This is a genomic window from Novosphingobium resinovorum, assembly GCF_036352595.1.
GTDB lineage: Bacteria > Pseudomonadota > Alphaproteobacteria > Sphingomonadales > Sphingomonadaceae > Novosphingobium > Novosphingobium resinovorum_B.
On sequence record NZ_JAZFAX010000014.1, the window covers coordinates 116,557 to 133,092 of the forward strand.

General features: G+C 67.3%; 12 protein-coding genes. 5 read left to right on the top strand and 7 right to left on the bottom strand.

Annotated features, from left to right (window positions below; genetic code table 11):
* Positions 1-4 precede the first annotated feature (4 nt).
* The 4 genes from V2S85_RS14900 to epsC are packed head-to-tail and all read left to right on the top strand — an operon-like array spanning position 5 to position 4,921.
* Positions 5-826 (top strand): ABC transporter permease, encoded by an 822-nt coding sequence (locus tag V2S85_RS14900; protein ID WP_036522711.1) that lies wholly within the window; start codon positions 5-7, stop codon positions 824-826.
* Positions 823-2,514, top strand: coding sequence for an ABC transporter ATP-binding protein (locus V2S85_RS14905; RefSeq protein WP_330703628.1), 1,692 nt, complete (start codon positions 823-825; stop codon positions 2,512-2,514). Before V2S85_RS14900 ends, V2S85_RS14905 begins: the two co-directional genes overlap by 4 nt.
* 11 nt (positions 2,515-2,525) lie before the next feature.
* Entirely contained in the window at positions 2,526-3,887 is a 1,362-nt protein-coding gene (locus V2S85_RS14910) for an NtaA/DmoA family FMN-dependent monooxygenase (RefSeq protein ID WP_330703629.1), read from the top strand.
* Between the two features lie 38 nt (positions 3,888-3,925).
* Positions 3,926-4,921 (top strand): serine O-acetyltransferase EpsC, encoded by a 996-nt coding sequence (gene epsC, locus V2S85_RS14915; RefSeq protein WP_330703630.1) that lies wholly within the window; start codon positions 3,926-3,928, stop codon positions 4,919-4,921.
* Positions 4,922-5,079: 158 nt separating this feature from the next.
* On the opposite strand, the gene V2S85_RS14920 is transcribed toward epsC, so the two are convergent.
* The 5 genes from V2S85_RS14920 to V2S85_RS14940 all read right to left on the bottom strand — a co-directional run bounded on the left by V2S85_RS14920 (position 5,080) and on the right by V2S85_RS14940 (position 13,603).
* A complete protein-coding gene (locus V2S85_RS14920; protein WP_330703631.1) occupies positions 5,080-6,498 on the bottom strand; it encodes a sulfatase in 1,419 nt (472 codons plus the stop codon).
* A 59-nt stretch (positions 6,499-6,557) separates the two neighbouring features.
* Positions 6,558-9,620, bottom strand: a complete 3,063-nt coding sequence (locus V2S85_RS14925; RefSeq protein ID WP_330703632.1) for a TonB-dependent receptor — start codon at positions 9,618-9,620, stop codon at positions 6,558-6,560.
* 99 nt (positions 9,621-9,719) lie between these two features.
* Positions 9,720-10,697 carry a FecR family protein gene (locus V2S85_RS14930; protein ID WP_330703633.1) on the bottom strand — a complete coding sequence of 326 codons (978 nt, stop codon included), beginning with the start codon at positions 10,695-10,697 and terminating at the stop codon, positions 9,720-9,722.
* Positions 10,694-11,290: an RNA polymerase sigma factor gene (locus tag V2S85_RS14935; RefSeq protein WP_330703634.1), complete on the bottom strand. Its 597-nt coding sequence runs from the start codon at positions 11,288-11,290 to the stop codon at positions 10,694-10,696. Before V2S85_RS14935 ends, V2S85_RS14930 begins: the two co-directional genes overlap by 4 nt.
* Before the next feature lie 228 nt (positions 11,291-11,518).
* A complete protein-coding gene (locus V2S85_RS14940; protein WP_330703635.1) occupies positions 11,519-13,603 on the bottom strand; it encodes a phosphocholine-specific phospholipase C in 2,085 nt (694 codons plus the stop codon).
* 266 nt (positions 13,604-13,869) lie between these two features.
* Between V2S85_RS14940 and V2S85_RS14945 the strand changes: the two genes are divergently transcribed.
* Positions 13,870-14,502, top strand: coding sequence for a DUF4198 domain-containing protein (locus V2S85_RS14945; protein WP_330703636.1), 633 nt, complete (start codon positions 13,870-13,872; stop codon positions 14,500-14,502).
* A 165-nt stretch (positions 14,503-14,667) separates the two neighbouring features.
* Here V2S85_RS14945 and V2S85_RS14950 read toward each other — a convergent pair whose 3' ends face one another.
* Positions 14,668-15,177 carry a GNAT family N-acetyltransferase gene (locus V2S85_RS14950; RefSeq protein ID WP_330703637.1) on the bottom strand — a complete coding sequence of 170 codons (510 nt, stop codon included), beginning with the start codon at positions 15,175-15,177 and terminating at the stop codon, positions 14,668-14,670.
* 129 nt (positions 15,178-15,306) lie between these two features.
* Positions 15,307-16,374: an amidohydrolase family protein gene (locus V2S85_RS14955; RefSeq protein WP_330703638.1), complete on the bottom strand. Its 1,068-nt coding sequence runs from the start codon at positions 16,372-16,374 to the stop codon at positions 15,307-15,309.
* Positions 16,375-16,536 lie beyond the last annotated feature (162 nt).

The following is a 16,536-nucleotide window of genomic DNA, read 5'->3' on the forward strand; positions in this document are numbered from 1 at the left end:
AACCATGATCCGCCAGCTCCTGCGCTATCCCAGCGCCCGCGCCGCCTTCGTAATTCTCGCTGTCGTGGCCGTACTCGCCGTCTTCGGGCCTTTCCTCGCACCGCATGATCCGCTGGCGCAGGACGGCTCGGCACTTCTGCAACCACCCGGCACGAGATACTGGCTGGGCACCGATGCACTGGGCCGCGACGTCTTCAGCCGGTTGCTCGCCGGATCGACAGTCTCCGTCCTTGCCAGCCTGCTCTCGGTGTCGATCGGGTTGGTTCTGGGCGTCGTTCCCGGCCTGCTGTCGGTCTTTCTCGGACGCCGGTTCGAATGGATCAACCTGCGTGTGATCGACGCGCTCATGATGCTGCCGTTCCTGGTCTTCGCCATCGCCATGACCGCGATGCTGGGCAACGGACTGGTCCAGGCGATGTTCGCCGTGGGCATTCTCATCACCCCGGCCTTCTTCCGGGTGACCCGCGCGGCGGCCCTGTCCATCGCCAATGCCGAATACATCGAGGCCGCGCGGCTGATGGGCGCCTCGACCTCCGCCATCCTGCGCCGCCACGTCGTCGCCAAGGTGCTGCCCCCGGTGGCGGTCGCTGCTGCGTCGATGACCGGCGCGTGCCTTTCGATCGTCGCCTCGCTGACGTTCCTTGGCATCGGCGTCGTGCCGCCCGACCCGACCTGGGGCGGCCTGCTCGCGACCGACCTCGCCAACCTCTACGACCGCCCGTTCGGCCCGGTCGCCCCTGCCCTGCTGATCGTCGCGACCGTCTGGGCGCTCAATGCGCTTGCCGACGCGCTCAGGGATTCCGGACGCAAGGAGACCGCCGCATGAAGCAAGCCCACTCCGACCTTCCCGCCGACAATGTCGTTACACTCGACATCCGCCACCGCCGCCCGGAACCGCCTGCCGAGCCATTGCTTTCGGTCCGCAACCTCCACGTCGTGACGGCGCAGGGGCGAGAACTCGTGCGCGATGTGAGCTTCGAACTGGCAGCAGGAGGGACGCTGGGCATCGTTGGCGAATCCGGCAGCGGCAAGTCGCTCACCTGCCGGGCGATCCTGGATGTCCTGCCGCCGGGCCTGAACGTGGCCTCCGGATCCATACGCTTCGGGGACGTGGACCTTTCCCGGCTCGACGCGGCATCGTGGAAGGATTTGCGGGGGAAGGCGCTTTCGGCCGTGTTCCAGGACCCGGGCTCCTACCTCAATCCCTCGATCCCGGTGGGCCGCCAACTGGTGGAAGCGATCCGGGCGACGCTGCGCCTCGGCCGCACTGCCGCCCGCGACCGCGCGCTGGAACTGCTCCGCCAGGTCGGCTTCGAGGATGCCGACGCAGTCTATCGGCAGTACCCCTTCGAGCTTTCGGGCGGCATGGCCCAGCGCGTGCTGATCGCCATTGCGATCTGCGCCGGGCCGCGCCTCCTGATCGCCGACGAGGCCACCACCGCGCTCGACGTGACGGTGCAGGCCGAAGTGCTGGACCTGATCGACAGGCTGCGCCGGGAACAGGCCCTGACCCTGATCCTGGTGTCGCACGATCTCGCCGTGGTGTCGCAGATCTGCGAGCACGTCATCGTCATGCGCGACGGCGCGATCGTGGACGCCGGGCCCACACGCAGCGTACTCGGCAATCCGCAAAGCGCCTATACCCGCAGCCTGATCGAAGACCATGCGGTCCACACGATCGACAGCGCGCCTTCGCGGGCTGCAGCCGTCCAATCCGCGCCGCTGCTGGCGGTGAAGGGGCTTCATGCGGGATATGGCATCCGCACGGTGATCCAGGACGTGGATCTCGAACTGGCACCCGGGGAAATCCTCGGCCTGATCGGAGAGACCGGATCGGGCAAGACCACGCTGCTGCGCACGATCCTCGGCCTGATCCCCGCAGCCAGCGGGACGATCGAACTCGGCGGTGCACGGATCGACAGGCTGAAAGCCGGGCCACTGCGCGAACTGCGACGATCCGGCACTTTGCAATACGTGTTCCAGGATCCGCTGCGCAGCCTCGATCCCGATCTGACGATCAGCGCTTCGATCGCGGAGGGCCTGCACTTGCGCGGTGATATCGGCCGCGCCGCCGTCAGCGAAGCGGTGGACGACGCCCTGAAGGCGGTCGGCCTCGATCCGGCACTGGCTGCGCGCCTGCCCCGGCACCTCTCCGGCGGACAGCGTCAGCGCGCGGTGATCGCCCGCGCCTTGGCCCTCGCCCCCAGGCTTCTGCTGCTGGACGAACCCGTCAGCGCGCTGGATGCGGTGAACCGGCTCCACGTCCTCAAGCTGCTGCGCAGCCTGGCGGTGGAGAAGCACATCGCCCAGGTCTTCATTTCCCACGACCTCGGCTCCGTCGCCGGCATCGCGGACCGGGTGGCGGTGCTCTATCGCGGCCGCATCGTCGAGACCGGGCTGGCCGCGCAGATCCTCGCCAGCCCATCGCATCCCTACACCCGCCGCCTGCTGGACGCCGCGCCTCGCCTCTCGGCGGACCGCAGCGAGCGTCCCGCCGCATTCACCGCTCACTGAAAGGCCAGACCATGCCACGCGACACATTGAAACTCGGCGCCGTCCTGATCGGCGTAGGCGACGGGTCCGGAACCGAACTGTGGCGCGACCCGCAAGTGCCGCTGGACGCCAGCGTCGACATCGACTGGTACGTGAAGCAGGCGAAGGAAGCCGAGGACGCCCATTTCGACTTCGTCTTCATCGTCGACAGCCAGTACATCACGCCCGACTTTCCCAACCACCACCTGAACCGGCTGGAGCCGCTGACACTGCTCTCCGCCGTCGCCCATGCCACCAACCGCATCGGCCTGGTGGCGACCGTCAGCACGACATACAGCGAGCCGTTCGACATCGCCCGGCGGCTTGCTTCGCTCGACCTCATCAGCGGCGGCCGCGCCGGGTGGAACATCGTGACCAGTCAGGATCCCGGGACGGCGGGCAACTTCAGTCGCTCCGGCCATGGTGATTACGACACGCGATACCGGCGCGCGGACGAAGCGGTCGAGGCGGTACAGGGCCTATGGCACTCGTACGAAGAAGATGCCTTCTCTCGCGACCGTACGGCGGCCCGGTTCCTCGATCCTTCAAGGCAGCATCGTCTCGACCATCGCGGAGAATTCTTCTCGGTCACGGGGCCGCTCAACATCCAGCGTTCGCCGCAGGGACAGCCGCCGCTGGTCCAGGCCGGGACTTCGGATCAGGGCCGCGATCTCAGCGCGCGGCGGGCGGACATCGTCTTCAGCTTCGCGCGCAGCACCGCCGAGGCCATCGAACTCTCCCAGGACATTCGTGGTCGCGCCCGGGCGCTTGGGCGCGATCCGGACGAACTGCTCTTCATCCCGGCGCTCGGCGTCACCATCGCCGATACCGACGAGGAGGCGCGGCAGATCGAGCGGGAGAGAACCACTTCCGGCGATATCCGGCGCCGGCTGGCGGCGCTTTCACGCCAGTTCGACGGGCATGATTTCAGCGCCTACGATCTGGACGCGCCATTTCCCGATATCCCCCGAAGCGAAGGCGCCGGGATCAGCCGGTTCCACGACGATATCGACAAGGCGCGGCGCGCCGGCGTCACCTTGCGCGGTATACTGGAAGCGCAGGCGCTGGGATGGCTGCGGCTCGTCGGCGCCCCCGGGACGATCGCCGATCAGATGCAGAAGTGGTACGAGAGCGGCGCCGCCGACGGGTTCAATCTCTTCGTCCAGCACCCCGCGGACTGGGATCGGTTCCGCGCGCAGGTCGTTCCCATACTGGTGGAGCGCGGCCTTTTCCGGGCGGGGTACGAAGCCCGGACCTTGCGCGGACACCTTGGACTGCAGCATATCGAGAACCGCCATGCCGCCGCCCGTCGAACGGATTCGCCGGTCCGGCACAAGGAGCAGATAGAAGCTTGAACGAACAGGACGGGCCACCACAAAGAGGGACGGATGCGATGAGCGACTTCCGCTTGCCGACGCGCGTTGCCGAGCATGACCGGGAGTCCGGCGCCGATCCGCTGGACCTCTGGGACGTCGGCGAAGTGGTGCGGGAACTCGCCGGGATACGCCGCCATTGGCGAAGCACCAACGCGCGTCATGTCGAGCATGGGGCGAAAGGCTTTCCGTCCCGCATCCGCCTGGCGAAGATCACCGAGGAGTTGAGCAGCGCCCTCTTCCCCCTGCGGCTGGGGCCCGATTTCGTCCGGCAGGCCAACGAAGACACCTTCATCACGCAGACGCTGCAGATCGCCGCCAGTCGTCTTCACGCCCAGCTACGGCTGGAACTGGCCTATGCGATCGAGATCGAAAGCCTTGTGGCGGACCAGCGCGCGACCGAGATCGTCGTCGCATTCCTGCACGAACTGCCCAATCTCAGGCGGCTGCTGGACCTCGACATCGAGGCCGCCTTCCGGGGTGACCCGGCCGCGCGCAGCATCGACGAAGTGCTGATCTGCTATCCCGGACTGCTGGCCATCATCCATCATCGCCTGGCGCACACGCTGTACCTGATGGGTGCACCGCTGGTCGCGCGGATCATATCGGAGATCTCGCATAGCAGCACCGGCATCGACATCCACCCAGGGGCGCAGATCGGCGAAGGCTTCTTCATCGATCACGGCACCGGCGTGGTCATCGGCGAGACGGCCATCATCGGCAACAACGTGCGCATCTATCAAGGCGTGACCCTGGGAGCGAAGAATTTTCCCGCCGAAGCGAGCGGCGCCCTGATAAAGGCCCTGCCGCGTCATCCCATCATCGAGAATGACGTCGTCATCTACGCAGGCGCGACGATCCTTGGGCGTGTCACCATCGGTGCCGGATCGGAGATCGGCGGCAACGTCTGGATTACACATGACGTCCCGCCGCTCTCCCAGGTCGTGCAGGCGCGTGAACAGAACCTGCTCATCCGACAAGGCCGGATCTCGCCGACCGGAACCGATCTGAACTAGGCCGACCGCGCCGACGGGCATTGGACGTTCCCGCCCTGCGATCGGCCGTTGGAGACCGTTTCGAATAATGCCATTCCCAAACGGTCTCCGGGGCATCGTCGGCCGCATGGCACCGCCGCCGCATCGTCCCGATCGATGGCGCCTCAGGACATGAAGCCTCACTTGTCCTTCGGCAGCGGGTCGGCGTTGAGGTGCGGCTTGCCTTTTACCGGATGATCGTCACCCTGCAGCCGGCGCCAGTTGCCGAGGCGCGCGCGCATGTCCTTCAGCACCCGTGCGTGGGTGGCATCGTCAGCCAGGTTGCGCGTCTCTTCGGGATCGGCTTCCAGATCGTAGAGTTCCTCGGCCGGTCGCTGGTAATAGGCTTTGACGATCCGCGCGGCCGAGGGGTCGGCCTGCGCGGCGCGGCGCCACGAAGCGAAGTAGGCATCTCCGCCGAGCGGTGCGAACTGATCGGTGTGAGTGGTGAAATAGTACTCCGGGTGCAGGTTGAGGATGTATTTCCAGCGCTGGGTGCGCACGGAACGCGCAGGATAGACGTTGAAATCGCCGTCGTTGTTATGCGTCGCGAAGATTTCCTGCCGCCCGGCGAAATGGCTGCCCGGATGCAGTGCACCGGCGAAGGAAAGCCCGTCAATCCCGGTGGGCGGCGGCCCGCCCGCCACTTCAGTCAGCGTCGGCAGGATATCGATCCAGCTCACCATCGCCTGCGTGTGCGAGCCCGGCGTCACCTGCCCGCGCCAGCGCACGATCAGGGGCACATGGATACCGGCATCGTAGAGGTTCCACTTGCCGAAAGGCCACTGCGTGCCCTGATCGGACGAAAACAGGAGGAAAGTGTCCTTGCCCAGCACTTCGTCGGTCGCGGTCAGCACGTCGCCCAGTTCCAGGTCGAGCCGCTGCACGGCGGCGTAATATTGCGCCCGCGCCTGCCGGGTTTCGGGGGTGTCGACCGTCTTGGCCGGAAGCGAGAGCGCCTTGGGATCGAAACCGTCGGTCGAGCCGGGCCAGGGCACATGCGGCCAGTTGCTGCCCACGAACAGCGCGAGCGGGCGCTTGTCCTTGCGCTCCTTGAGCCACTTGATCGCCTCGGGGATCGAGGCGTCGTCGTGGAAGGTGTCGTGCGCCTGGTAATCGAAACCGTAGAAGGAGGCATCCTTGTAATGCGCCACCTTGCCGATCGCGACCACCTGATAGCCTTGCGCCTGAAGGTAGGACGGCAGCTTGCGGATCGCGGGGTCGGGCCGTTCGTGATTGGCCTCCGCGCCGTTGCGGGCCGGCATGAGCCCCGTCAGCATGGCCGCCCGGCTGGGGGCGCATGTCGGCGAGGCGGCAAAGGCCTTGTCGAAGGCCAGCCCGTCTGCCGCCAGCCGCGACAGGTTGGGCGTGCGCGCATTGCGGTCGCCATCGGGCGCGATATCCGCATAGCTCATGTCGTCCGCGAGGAAGACGACGATGTTCGGCCTGGATGGCGGCGCAGGGGCCGCCTCCTGCGCCGTGGCGGGGAGCGCGGCGGCCGGAAGCACCAGGGCCGCGAGCGTGGCGGCGAGCAGCGTGCGTCTGGCGATCGATCCCATGCGCGGCTTTCCTGAAAGGTGTTTCATAGATGGCTTTCCTGTTGCGCGTGCCTGTCCGTTCACAGCCGGACCCTGACGCCGATGGAATAGGTCGTCTCGTCCCCGTAGACTTGGGCATTCAGGTAGGAGACGCCGAAGTACTGGCGGGTTCGGGTACGCGTGATGTTGGTGCCGCCGATGTCGATGTGGAACGCCGGGTTGACGTCGACGCCGATGCTGAAGTCGAGCCGGCCCGCCGGGCGGACGTAGATCAGCTGGGTCGGAATGAACACGTCATCGATACGGCTGCTGTCGATCGGACGAAGCGATACCGCGCCGCTGTTGTCGCCGCTGTAGTAGCGCGACCGGAACGTGTAGATCAGGCGTCCGCTGATGCCGCTTTTCTCGTAGAGCGCGCCCAGGGTGTAGTTGTACTTGGACACACCCTGCAGGGGACGGCCGGCCAGCGGATCGGAACCGCCGATCCGGGAATCGATGTAGGTGAAGGCGGCCTGCACGCCGATCCCCGAAAAGGCGCCGGGCAGGAAGTCGAAGAAGTACTGGGCGCTGCTTTCGATACCCTTGAGCGTCACTTCACCCACGTTGCGCGGGGTGGTGAGCAGGAAGGCGGTGCCATCGATGGTGGTCTGCACGGCGGAACTCACCACGCGGTTGCGGATGGTGCGGTAGAACCCGTCCAGCGAGATCGAGCCCGAGTGGAAGTAGTATTCCGCCGTGGCATCGAAACTGTCGGATTTCTGCGGCTTGAGATCGGGGTTGCCCGCCGTTGCGGTGTTGAGCAGGAAGACGTTGCCCACATAAGTCAGCGACTGCGTGGGGTTCAGCGAACCGAAGTCGGGCCGCCGCATCGTGCGCGAATAATCGAGGCGCATCTGGAATCCGCCCGGCCACTGGAGGCGCGCGGTGGCGCTGGGCAGCAGGTCGAAATCGCTGCGCGTCTCGCTGATCGGGACGATCGCCCCGGTGCTGTCCTTGCGATAAGTGGCGATCGTGCGGTCGGTATTCACCCCGCGCACGCCGACCACGCCGTCCAGCGCCAGATCGCCGCCGAGATCGATCGCATAGGCGGCCTGCACATAGCCCGCCCAGGTCCGTTCGGAGGCGTCGAACTGGTGCGTCGGATCGTAGTCCGGCTGGCGCAGCGCCAGTCCGAACAGCGAGCGCAGTTCGTTGCGCCCGCGTTCGGACAGGAGATAGTCGGGGCTGGCGCCGACGAAGTTCGAACCGCCGTTGATGCCGGGCGCATAGCCGATGGTGCCGATGAAGTCCGAAGACAGCCCGAGGTCGGAGACGAGGCAGGATGCCTTGCCCGTCTCGATGTTGTTGCACCCGATCGAACTGGTGGGATTGGTCTGCTGGACGTTGCGGTAGACCGCCTTGCGATCGGCGAAGCGTATCCCGGCCTGGATCTTGCTGAAGATCCCGCCGAGGTCACGTTCGCCATCGAACCGGGCCTGGAACAGCGATCCGGTCGCCAGCGTGAAGTTCTGGTTGAAGGCGTTGCGCAGCGACAGGTTGGCGCTGCTCGTGGGGATCGAGGGATCGAGCGAGATCGCCGCCGCCCCGTCGTTGTCGGTGGTGAGGTAGACGGTATCGACCCGCTGACCCACCTCGATGTTGACGTTCTCGTCGAAGCTGCGCGACTTCTGGTAGGAGACGTCGAGCGTCGCCCGGGCGCGATCGCGGTCGAACTTCAAGCCTCCCGCGACCATGCGGTTGGTCTGCGTCAGGCGGTCCGACGAGGAGTTCTGGTTGATGACGACATTCTTGAGCGTGGCGCTCTTTATGTCGCACAGCGTCTGGACGGTGTAGGGCTGAAGCGACTGCGTGCCGTCGGCATTGTTGACGAGCGTGGGGTTGGTGCCCGAAGCATTCACCCGCGTCTGAAAGCAATTGTCGCTCGCCACGATATCGGTGATCGAGGTTCCGGCATTGAAGGGCTGGGGATTGAAGCCCGAAAAACCGGTGGTGGTGCGGAAATAGGTGTAGAGCCCCTCCGCATAGACCTGAAGCGAGGGCGATGCCTGCCACTGCACCGCCGCGTTCGCTTCACCGCGAGTGACGGCGCCCACATTGGGCATGTTCTGGATGACCTGCGGGATGAGGTAGCCCGGCGTATTGAGCGGACTGACACCCGAACTGCGCCGGTCGGTCATGTTCGTCTGGCTGCGCTCGCTGTCGCTTTTCGAGAAGCTGCCGTTGACGAGCACGCCGATCTCGCCGATCCCGGTATCGAAGCGGGTCGTCGCCAGTCCACCGACCTGCGGACCTGCCTTGCCCAACCGGCTCGCATAGTTCTCGCGCGCGGTGACGACGAAAGTGGGCTTTTTGAAATTGAACGGCTGGTTGAGCTTCAGGTCGATCGCCCCGGCAACGCCCCCTTCGATGAGGTCTGCCGTCTGCGACTTGAACACGTCGATCCGGGAAAGGGCCTGGGCAGGCACGTCCTTCACGTCGAAATCGCGCGATGTCGTGGTGAACATCTCGCGCCCGTTGAGCGTGCGGCCGATGTCGGTCAGGCCGCGAATGCGCACGTTGGTCAGTTCGTTGTTGCGATCCGTCTCCACCTGGATGCCCGGCACGCGCTGCAGCGCCGCTGCGGTCGTCGGGTCCGGCAGCTTGCCGATATCTTCCGCGACGATGGAATCCACCACCTGCACCGCGTTGCGCTTCACATCGGCAGCGCGTTCGAGCGACGAGCGGATGCCGGTGACGACGATCGCCGGTTCGGCCTCCGCCGGCACATCGTCGGCCGCGGGCACGGCGACCTGCTCTACCGGCCTGGCGGCGGCAGGTGACTTGCGCGCCTGCGGCGCAGGCGTGCGCACTATCGCCACCGCGCCGGACGAATCGAACCGGGGCGCAAAGCCGCTGCGCGCCAGGATCGCGGAAAGCGCCGTTTCGGCCGAGGCAGTGCCGCGAAAGCCCGGCGAGCGCACGCCCTTCACGTCTTCCGAGCGATAGATCACCGGACGGCCGGTCTGCCGCGCGAAGGCATCGAGCGCGCCCTTGAGATCCCCCGCCTCGATCGCGAATTGCCGCTGCTGCGCCATGGCCGGTGTCGCCGCCATCGCGGCGATCGAAGTCGCCCCCGCAAGCGCGGCCATCAGTCTGTTCGTCAAATCCAAGTCCCCCGTGACGACCGGAACCTTCCTTGCGAGGGTACCGGTCAATTGCCTACTGATGAAGTAGACAAATCAAAGGCGGCTTGGGGGTACGCGCTAGCGGGAAACCTTTACTATATCATCGCCAATCTGGACTTTCAGGCCATAGGCATCGCGCAGCAGGCGGGCAAAGGCGACCGGGTCGGAGGCGGGAAACGCGCCGCCGATCCGCATCGCCGCCACCTCGTCATCGGCAAGCACGAACTGCTGGCGGTTGTAGCGATTGAACTGCGCCGCCGCTTCGGCAAGCGGCGCATCGTCGAAGGTCAAGGTGCCGGTGCGCCAGGAAAGGGCATCCTCCACCTCCCGCACCGAATGCGTCGTCACCAGTGTCGATCGCCCGCTCGCGACGGCGATGTCGCCGCCCGTCAGCACGGCCAGGCGCCCGCCGTCCGCCACCGCCTTCGAAGGCGCCAGCCGAACCCGCCCGGAAATCACCGACACCGTGGTCCTGGCCTGTTCCCGCCGCACCGCGAAGCGGGTGCCCAGCACGGTCACCGCATGGTCTGCGCTTACCACCACGAAGGGCCGCGCGGGAATGTGCGCGACCTGGAAATAGCCCTCGCCGCGATCCAGCCACACCCTGCGTTCGGTATCCGACAGGACGACGCGCAGAACCGACGCGGTGTTGAGATCGATGACGCTGCCGTCGGACAGGCGGATTTCCTTGCGTCCCCCGACCGGCGTTTCGAACCGCATCTGCGCCGCCTCCGCCGGCGCCACGGCGGCATCGCGGTTCCATGCGAAGATAGAAGCTGCGCCCACGGCCGCGAGCAGCAGCACGGCCGCTGCCCGCCTGAACAGTTCGCCATGCCGGGCGAAGACGGAGCGCCGCATCGGCGCGATCGTCGCCAGCGCGCGCAGGCGACCGGCCCCGTGCCAGGTATGTTTCAGCCGCCAGTATGCGGCCTTGTTGCCCTCGGACGCCTGCAGCCAGTCTTCGAACGCGGACTGGTCGCCCTCGCCCCATTCCGCCTCCTCCTGGCGAACCAGCCACTCGGCCGCCTGATCCTGGGCCTGCTGCGCGGAAATCATCCCTCTCGCCGATCGTCGCGGGAATCCTGCCGATGCCTGCGGGTCGACGCGCGCGGCCCCGGCCGGATCACCCTGCCCGATCCCCCCAGCATGAAATCGGCCAGCGCCTTCATTCCCAGCGCCAGTTGCTTCTTCACGGTGTCGGTCCCGATATTCATCCTTGCGGCGGTTTCCCGGGTATCGCAGCCCTCCACCTTGCGCAACATCACCACTTCGCGCATCCGCGGGGACAGGCGATCGAGGCCGTCGCGGAAACGCCGCAGTTCCTCGCGCGCGGATAGCTGGCGCTCTGCGGACAGCAGGTCCACCCGCTCGTCGATCGCTTCCAGGTCCGCGACAAGGTCGATCGACACGATCCGCGCCCGCTTCGCCTGGTTGATGAGGTGATTGCGCGCCACCCTGAACAGATAGGCCCGGGTGTTGTCCGGCAGACCCCGCCGGGCACCCGCGATCGCCAGCGCGTAGACGTCATGCCGAAGATCCTGCACTTCTTCCTCCACACGCCAGTTTCGCCGGATGAAATTCGTCAATGCCGCCTCCTGAGGCAGCACTTCCCGGCAGAACCATGCCTCCATGGCGGGATCGTCGATCATGAGATGCCGGTCCCGCCGTTCCGCGAATCGTACTCCACGAAACAAGGACAATCGACCGGCCCAAACGGGTGACGCCTGTTTTCTATCGCGTGCATTGGTAGCCTCCCTGGCTGCGACAATGCCGCTCGGGAGGCCCCGTGGCTGGCCGGACGGGCTATAGGTCCATCAGGCGTCGGACCGGAAGGCTTTTCTGGACGATGCGGGCAACCGCCGCCGGGGCGGCACGGTTCAGACCGGGCGCATGAACGGATCGCTCGTTGTTTCACGCCCGGCCAGATCGACGCGGCCCGCCAGCCGGCGGCGCCAGCGGACCGGACCTGCCGCCGCGATCTCGACGTCGTACCAGCCCGAGGTTTCGCGCAGCGAGATCGAGGCATGGCCATCCATGGCCGCTTCCCGGTGCGAGGCCGTGGACGCGAGCATCGTACGCAGGCGCAGCGCGGGCATGGCGGCCTGCTGCGAAGCGGCGCGCAGGTCGAGGCTCAGCAGCGCGGCGCGGCAGGACAACGTGATCGCGGCATCGTCCCGGTGGCCGACGAAATGGCGGTGGAAGCCGTTCGGTCCCAGTACCCAGACGTCGTAGTCCCCCCGATCGCTCCAGCCCCAGTGGCCCTCGATGCGTTGCCCGGCGCCAACGGTGTAGCGACGGGGCGGCAGCGACAGGGCGCCGCGATCATGGACATGGAACACGGCGGCCGCGCCCTCGGCGACGAACTGCAGGACGATCCCGTCCGCGTCCATGTGCTCCTCCACGTCCAGCCGGTAAGGCAGCGGGCGCGAGCGGCGCAGGCCCGTCTCCTGCCACAAGGCGCCGGGATTCGCGGGCGGCACCGGGCTGGGCTGGTCCACGATCGCACCGGCGCGCCGGGCATCGGCGCGCGGATCGGGCATGGGACCGAAGGGCGCCCGGTCTGGTGCCGAGAAGTCGAAGGCGGAAGTCAGGTCTCCGCATACGGCGCGGCGCCAGGGCGAGATGTTCGGCTCGTGAAAGCCGAACCGCGCCTCGAGGAAGCGGATCACGGAGGTATGGTCGAACACCTGCGAGTTGACCCATCCCCCACGGCTCCACGGCGAGACCACGTACATCGGCACGCGCGGGCCGAGGCCATAGGGACGTCCGCGCAAGGCGGGCTCGTCGATCTTCTCCTCGTCCGGAGCCGCGTTCCGGTGGTATTCGCCGGCCAGATCGACCGTCGAGCCACCCAGCACCGACCCGTCCGCCGCCAGCGAGGGCGGCGCGGGCGGCGGTACGTGATCGAAGAAGCCGTCGTTCTCGTCGAACATGACGAGGAACACGGTGCGCGCCCAGACGCGGGGATTGGCGGTCAGCGCATCGAGCACTTGTGCGGTGTAGAGGGCACCCTGGGCGGGACTGGAAGGGCCGGGATGCTCGCTGCCCTTGGCATCGGAGATGATCCAGCTGACTTGCGACAGGGTGCCTGCCAGGACGTCGGCACGCAGCCGGTCGAGCGCCTGGGTCGAGAGCGCGCGGTCCTTCAACTGTGCGCCGGTTCCATTGCGATTGGCCCCGCGATTGCCCCCGCGATTGGCCTCCCGGTAGGCGCGGAAACCGACCAGGGGGTTGTCGGTGAAGTTGTCCGCCATGTCCTGATAGATGCGCCAGTCGATGCCGGCCGCCTGCAGCCGCTCGGGCACGGTGCCCCACAGGTAGTCGGACGCGGCGCCGCCCTGTTCGGGGAAATTGTCGTGCGAATTGCCGATCGCGGGGCCGCCCTGCGTCCCGTGCGGATCGTTGGTGCCGGTCCACAGGAACAGCCGGTTGGTGTTCGTGCCGGTCTGGATCGCGCAGTGATAGGCATCGCAGATGGTGAAGGCCTCGGCGAGCGCGAACTGGAAGGGGATGTCCTCGCGCCGGTAGTGCCCCATGGCGCGCAGCGTCTTGACCGCCGGCCAGTTGCCCATCCGCCCTTCGTCCCAGGCGCGCTGCGCGTCGGGCCAGGTATGCGGAGTGCCGGCGACGCGCATGACGTCGAAAGCCGCGCGGGTGTCGAGGTGGAAGGGGCGGACCGGCGCACCGGCCGGGTCGTCAAGCTGGTCCCATACCGTACGCGGCCTGTCGGCGACCGGCGCCAGCGGAATCGGAAAGCGGTCAGCGAAGCCACGCACCCCGCGCATCGTGCCGAAGTAGTGGTCGAAGCTGCGGTTCTCCTGCATCAGGATCACGACATGGGCGACGTCCGCGATCGTACCGCTGCGCACGTCGGGCGCGATCGCGGCGGCGCGGGCGATCGAGGCCGGCAGTCCGGCGAGGGCGGCGGCGCCGAGCAGCGAGCGGCGGGTGAGATCGGTCATGGCATGTCCTCGGAGAAACGGCACATGCGTCTCGCGGTATTGCGGCGGTATGACGTCTCGAAGTCGAACCTCGGCGATGACGTGAGGGCGCGCGGCGATGCTGCAGAAGCGAGGCCCCGTCACGCAAGTGCGCACGGCGTCGTTTTCGTCCTCGCCTTCGCGGCCGGGGACGCTATCGTCTTGCGAGACACGCTCCGTTCCGGCGCGGCGGCATTGCTGTTTTTCATCCTGGCGCCAGCGAGCGCCGATACGACACGGAGAGCGAAATGACCTACAGGTATCTGACCCCGCTGTTGCTGGCTCTCGCCGCACCCGCCGCGCAGGCGCACGAAGTCTGGATCGAGCGCGACGGCACCGGCCCTGCCCGCATCTACCTTGGCGAGCCCGGCGAAGCACTGCCCCCCGGCGGCGATCCGGAGTTCGATCACCTCAAGACGCCGCAACTGCTCCCCGCAAGCAAGGCGGCGATGGCGCGCAAGGCCGGCTACCTCGAAGTGGCGGTTCCGGCCGGAGACGTGCGCGCGCACGACGATACCGTGTTCGCGCCCTGGGGTGAGGACGGCAAGAAGGAAGGCGTCGCCTACTTCGCCCGCGCCGGCCGCGCCGAGGCGCGCTCCGCCATGCCCTTCGAGATCGCGCCGGTGAGCGCGGGCGGCGACCGCTTCGTTCTGGTGCGCGACGGCAAGCCGGTGGCGGACGCGCAAGTCACCGTGATCTCGCCGGACAAATGGACCAAGGCGGTGCGGACCGACGCACAAGGTACGCTGGCCGTGCCGCTTCGGGAAAAGGGCCGCTACATCCTGACCGCCAGCCACAAGGACGAGGCCGGTGGCGAGACCAGCCTGGGCAAGGTGGCGGTGCTGCACAGGATCGCGACGACGACGTTCATCAGCGAATGATCCGGCTGCCGCGCGCCGATCAGCCTTGAAGACATGCCCCCTGCAGCGGTGTCATCACCTCTGCAGGGGGCGTTGTTCCCGGCCGCCACGCCGCCAATCGTGGCAAGCGCAGAGAAGTGCTCGATTTGCAGCCCTGCCCCGAAGCCGCCGCGTCAGGTGGCGACTTCAGGCGAGGTCGCGCAGCATCAGCAAGGCATCCTCGCCATAACTGGCAAGCCTGGCCCGCGTGGCGTCGCAGGCCAGCGGACGAAACCCGCAACGGGTCCAGAACGCGCCCGAATTGTTGACCGCCACCAGCGCCATCCGGTCGAAACCGTGCCGCGCCGCGACTTCGGCAGCGAGCTTGACGGCAGCCTTGCCTGCGCCGCTCCCCCGGCAGGATGGCAGCAACGCGAGATCGTGGATGTAATGGCAGTCGGCGCCGTCCGGCAGCGCGGGGAAGCAGGTGTCGAGCGGCGGCGGCGTGTCCAGCCGGGCCGGGTGACTGACCAGATAGCCCTCCAGTCCCGCCCCGCGATCGAACCCCATGCAGCCGTCGGGGAACAGTTCCAGCCGGTTGACGAAGACGCTGCGGTCCTCGGGGAAGTCGGGGTGGACGACGTCGGCCACCGCGACCACGCCGTCGAGATCGGCGGGGGTCAGCGGGCGCCAGCCGGGCTGGGAAGTCTGGGTCATGGCATGTCCGGGATCAGGCGATTGTCCAGCAATGAGCGAAGAATACGCCGCCTTTTGAAGGTTCGATGGCGCTCGACTAACACGATTCCCCGGCGCGGCGCGATCCCCCCTTTCGCGCGCGATGACGATTCACGATGACGTCATCAGCCGCAGCAGGTTGCCGCCCAGCAGCGCCGCGCGGTCGGCATCGTCAAGGCCGGGCAGCGCGGCGACGAGGCCATGGATGTCGTAATGCCCCATGTCGAAGGGGTAGTCGGTGCCGATCACCACATTGGCGATGCCCACCCGCTCGATCAGCAGCGCCAGATCCTGCGCCTCGAACACCAGGCTGTCGAAATGGAGCCGCTTCAGATAGCTGCTGGGCCGGTGCTGGCAGGTGCAGGCGTCCGCCCGCTGCGCCCAGGCGTGGTCGGCGCGGCCCATGTGCGCGGGCAGGTAGCCGCCGCCGTGCGCCGCCACCACCTTCAGCCCCTGATGCCGGTCGAGCACCCCGCCGAAGATCAGGTGCGAAAGCGCGACCGCATGCTCCACCGGCTGACCGACGTGGTTGGAGAGGTACGCGGGCGCCAGCCGCTCGTCGAGCGAGCAGCCCATCGGATGAATGAACACCAGCGCGCCGGTATCCTCGGCCGCCTGCCAGAACGGGTCGAGCCGGCGATCGGACAAGTCCATGGTGCCGATCACCGAACTGATCTCGACGCCCTTGAAGCCCAGTTCCTTCACCGCATGGCGCAGCTGCGCCGCCGCCAGTTCGGGATGCTGCGGCGATACCGCACCCAGCGCCATCAGCCGGTCGGGCGCGGCGGCGCACAAGTCCGCCAGCGCCTCGTTCTGGATGCGCACGAGGTCGGCCGCCAGATCCTGCGGCGCCCAGTAGTGGTACTGGTTGGGCGACGGGCTGACGACCTGCACGTCGACGCCCATCGCGTCCATGTCGGCCAGCCGCCTGTCCACTTGCGTCAGGCGCGGGAAGCAGCCGGGCACCATGACGTCGCGGTTGTAGTCCACCGTCTCCTGCCCCATCGTGCGCACGCGCAGCGCCTCCTCGCCCGCGCGTTCGGGACGCCCGGCGGTCAGCTTCTCCACCTGCGGAAACATCGCGTGGGCGTGGACGTCGATCGTCAGCAGCGGCTTGCCGTCCCCGCCGACGATGCGGGGGGACGGGAGCGAGGCGGGCACGTCGCCGGGTTTCGCCATGCGCTCAGTCCAGCCGGTAGGTATCGTCGCCGGACGCGCCGCCGACCATGTCGAAGACATAGCCGCCCAGGCTCTCCAGCACCGGGAACGAGGCGAAGCCATTGACGATGGTGTACTGCGTCGGCAGATCCTCGAAGCTTGGCGCGGCCCATTCGATGCCGC

Bases quoted from the DNA above. Each gene is read 5' to 3' on its own strand.
- V2S85_RS14900 (WP_036522711.1), top strand. From the start codon at position 5: ATGATCCGCCAGCTCCTGCGCTATCCCAGCGCCCGCGCCGCCTTCGTA.
- V2S85_RS14905 (WP_330703628.1), top strand. From the start codon at position 823: ATGAAGCAAGCCCACTCCGACCTTCCCGCCGACAATGTCGTTACACTC.
- V2S85_RS14910 (WP_330703629.1), top strand. From the start codon at position 2,526: ATGCCACGCGACACATTGAAACTCGGCGCCGTCCTGATCGGCGTAGGC.
- epsC (WP_330703630.1), top strand. From the start codon at position 3,926: ATGAGCGACTTCCGCTTGCCGACGCGCGTTGCCGAGCATGACCGGGAG.
- V2S85_RS14920 (WP_330703631.1), bottom strand. From the start codon at position 6,498: ATGGGATCGATCGCCAGACGCACGCTGCTCGCCGCCACGCTCGCGGCC.
- V2S85_RS14930 (WP_330703633.1), bottom strand. From the start codon at position 10,697: ATGATTTCCGCGCAGCAGGCCCAGGATCAGGCGGCCGAGTGGCTGGTT.
- V2S85_RS14935 (WP_330703634.1), bottom strand. From the start codon at position 11,290: ATGATCGACGATCCCGCCATGGAGGCATGGTTCTGCCGGGAAGTGCTG.
- V2S85_RS14940 (WP_330703635.1), bottom strand. From the start codon at position 13,603: ATGACCGATCTCACCCGCCGCTCGCTGCTCGGCGCCGCCGCCCTCGCC.
- V2S85_RS14945 (WP_330703636.1), top strand. From the start codon at position 13,870: ATGACCTACAGGTATCTGACCCCGCTGTTGCTGGCTCTCGCCGCACCC.
- V2S85_RS14950 (WP_330703637.1), bottom strand. From the start codon at position 15,177: ATGACCCAGACTTCCCAGCCCGGCTGGCGCCCGCTGACCCCCGCCGAT.
- V2S85_RS14955 (WP_330703638.1), bottom strand. From the start codon at position 16,374: ATGGCGAAACCCGGCGACGTGCCCGCCTCGCTCCCGTCCCCCCGCATC.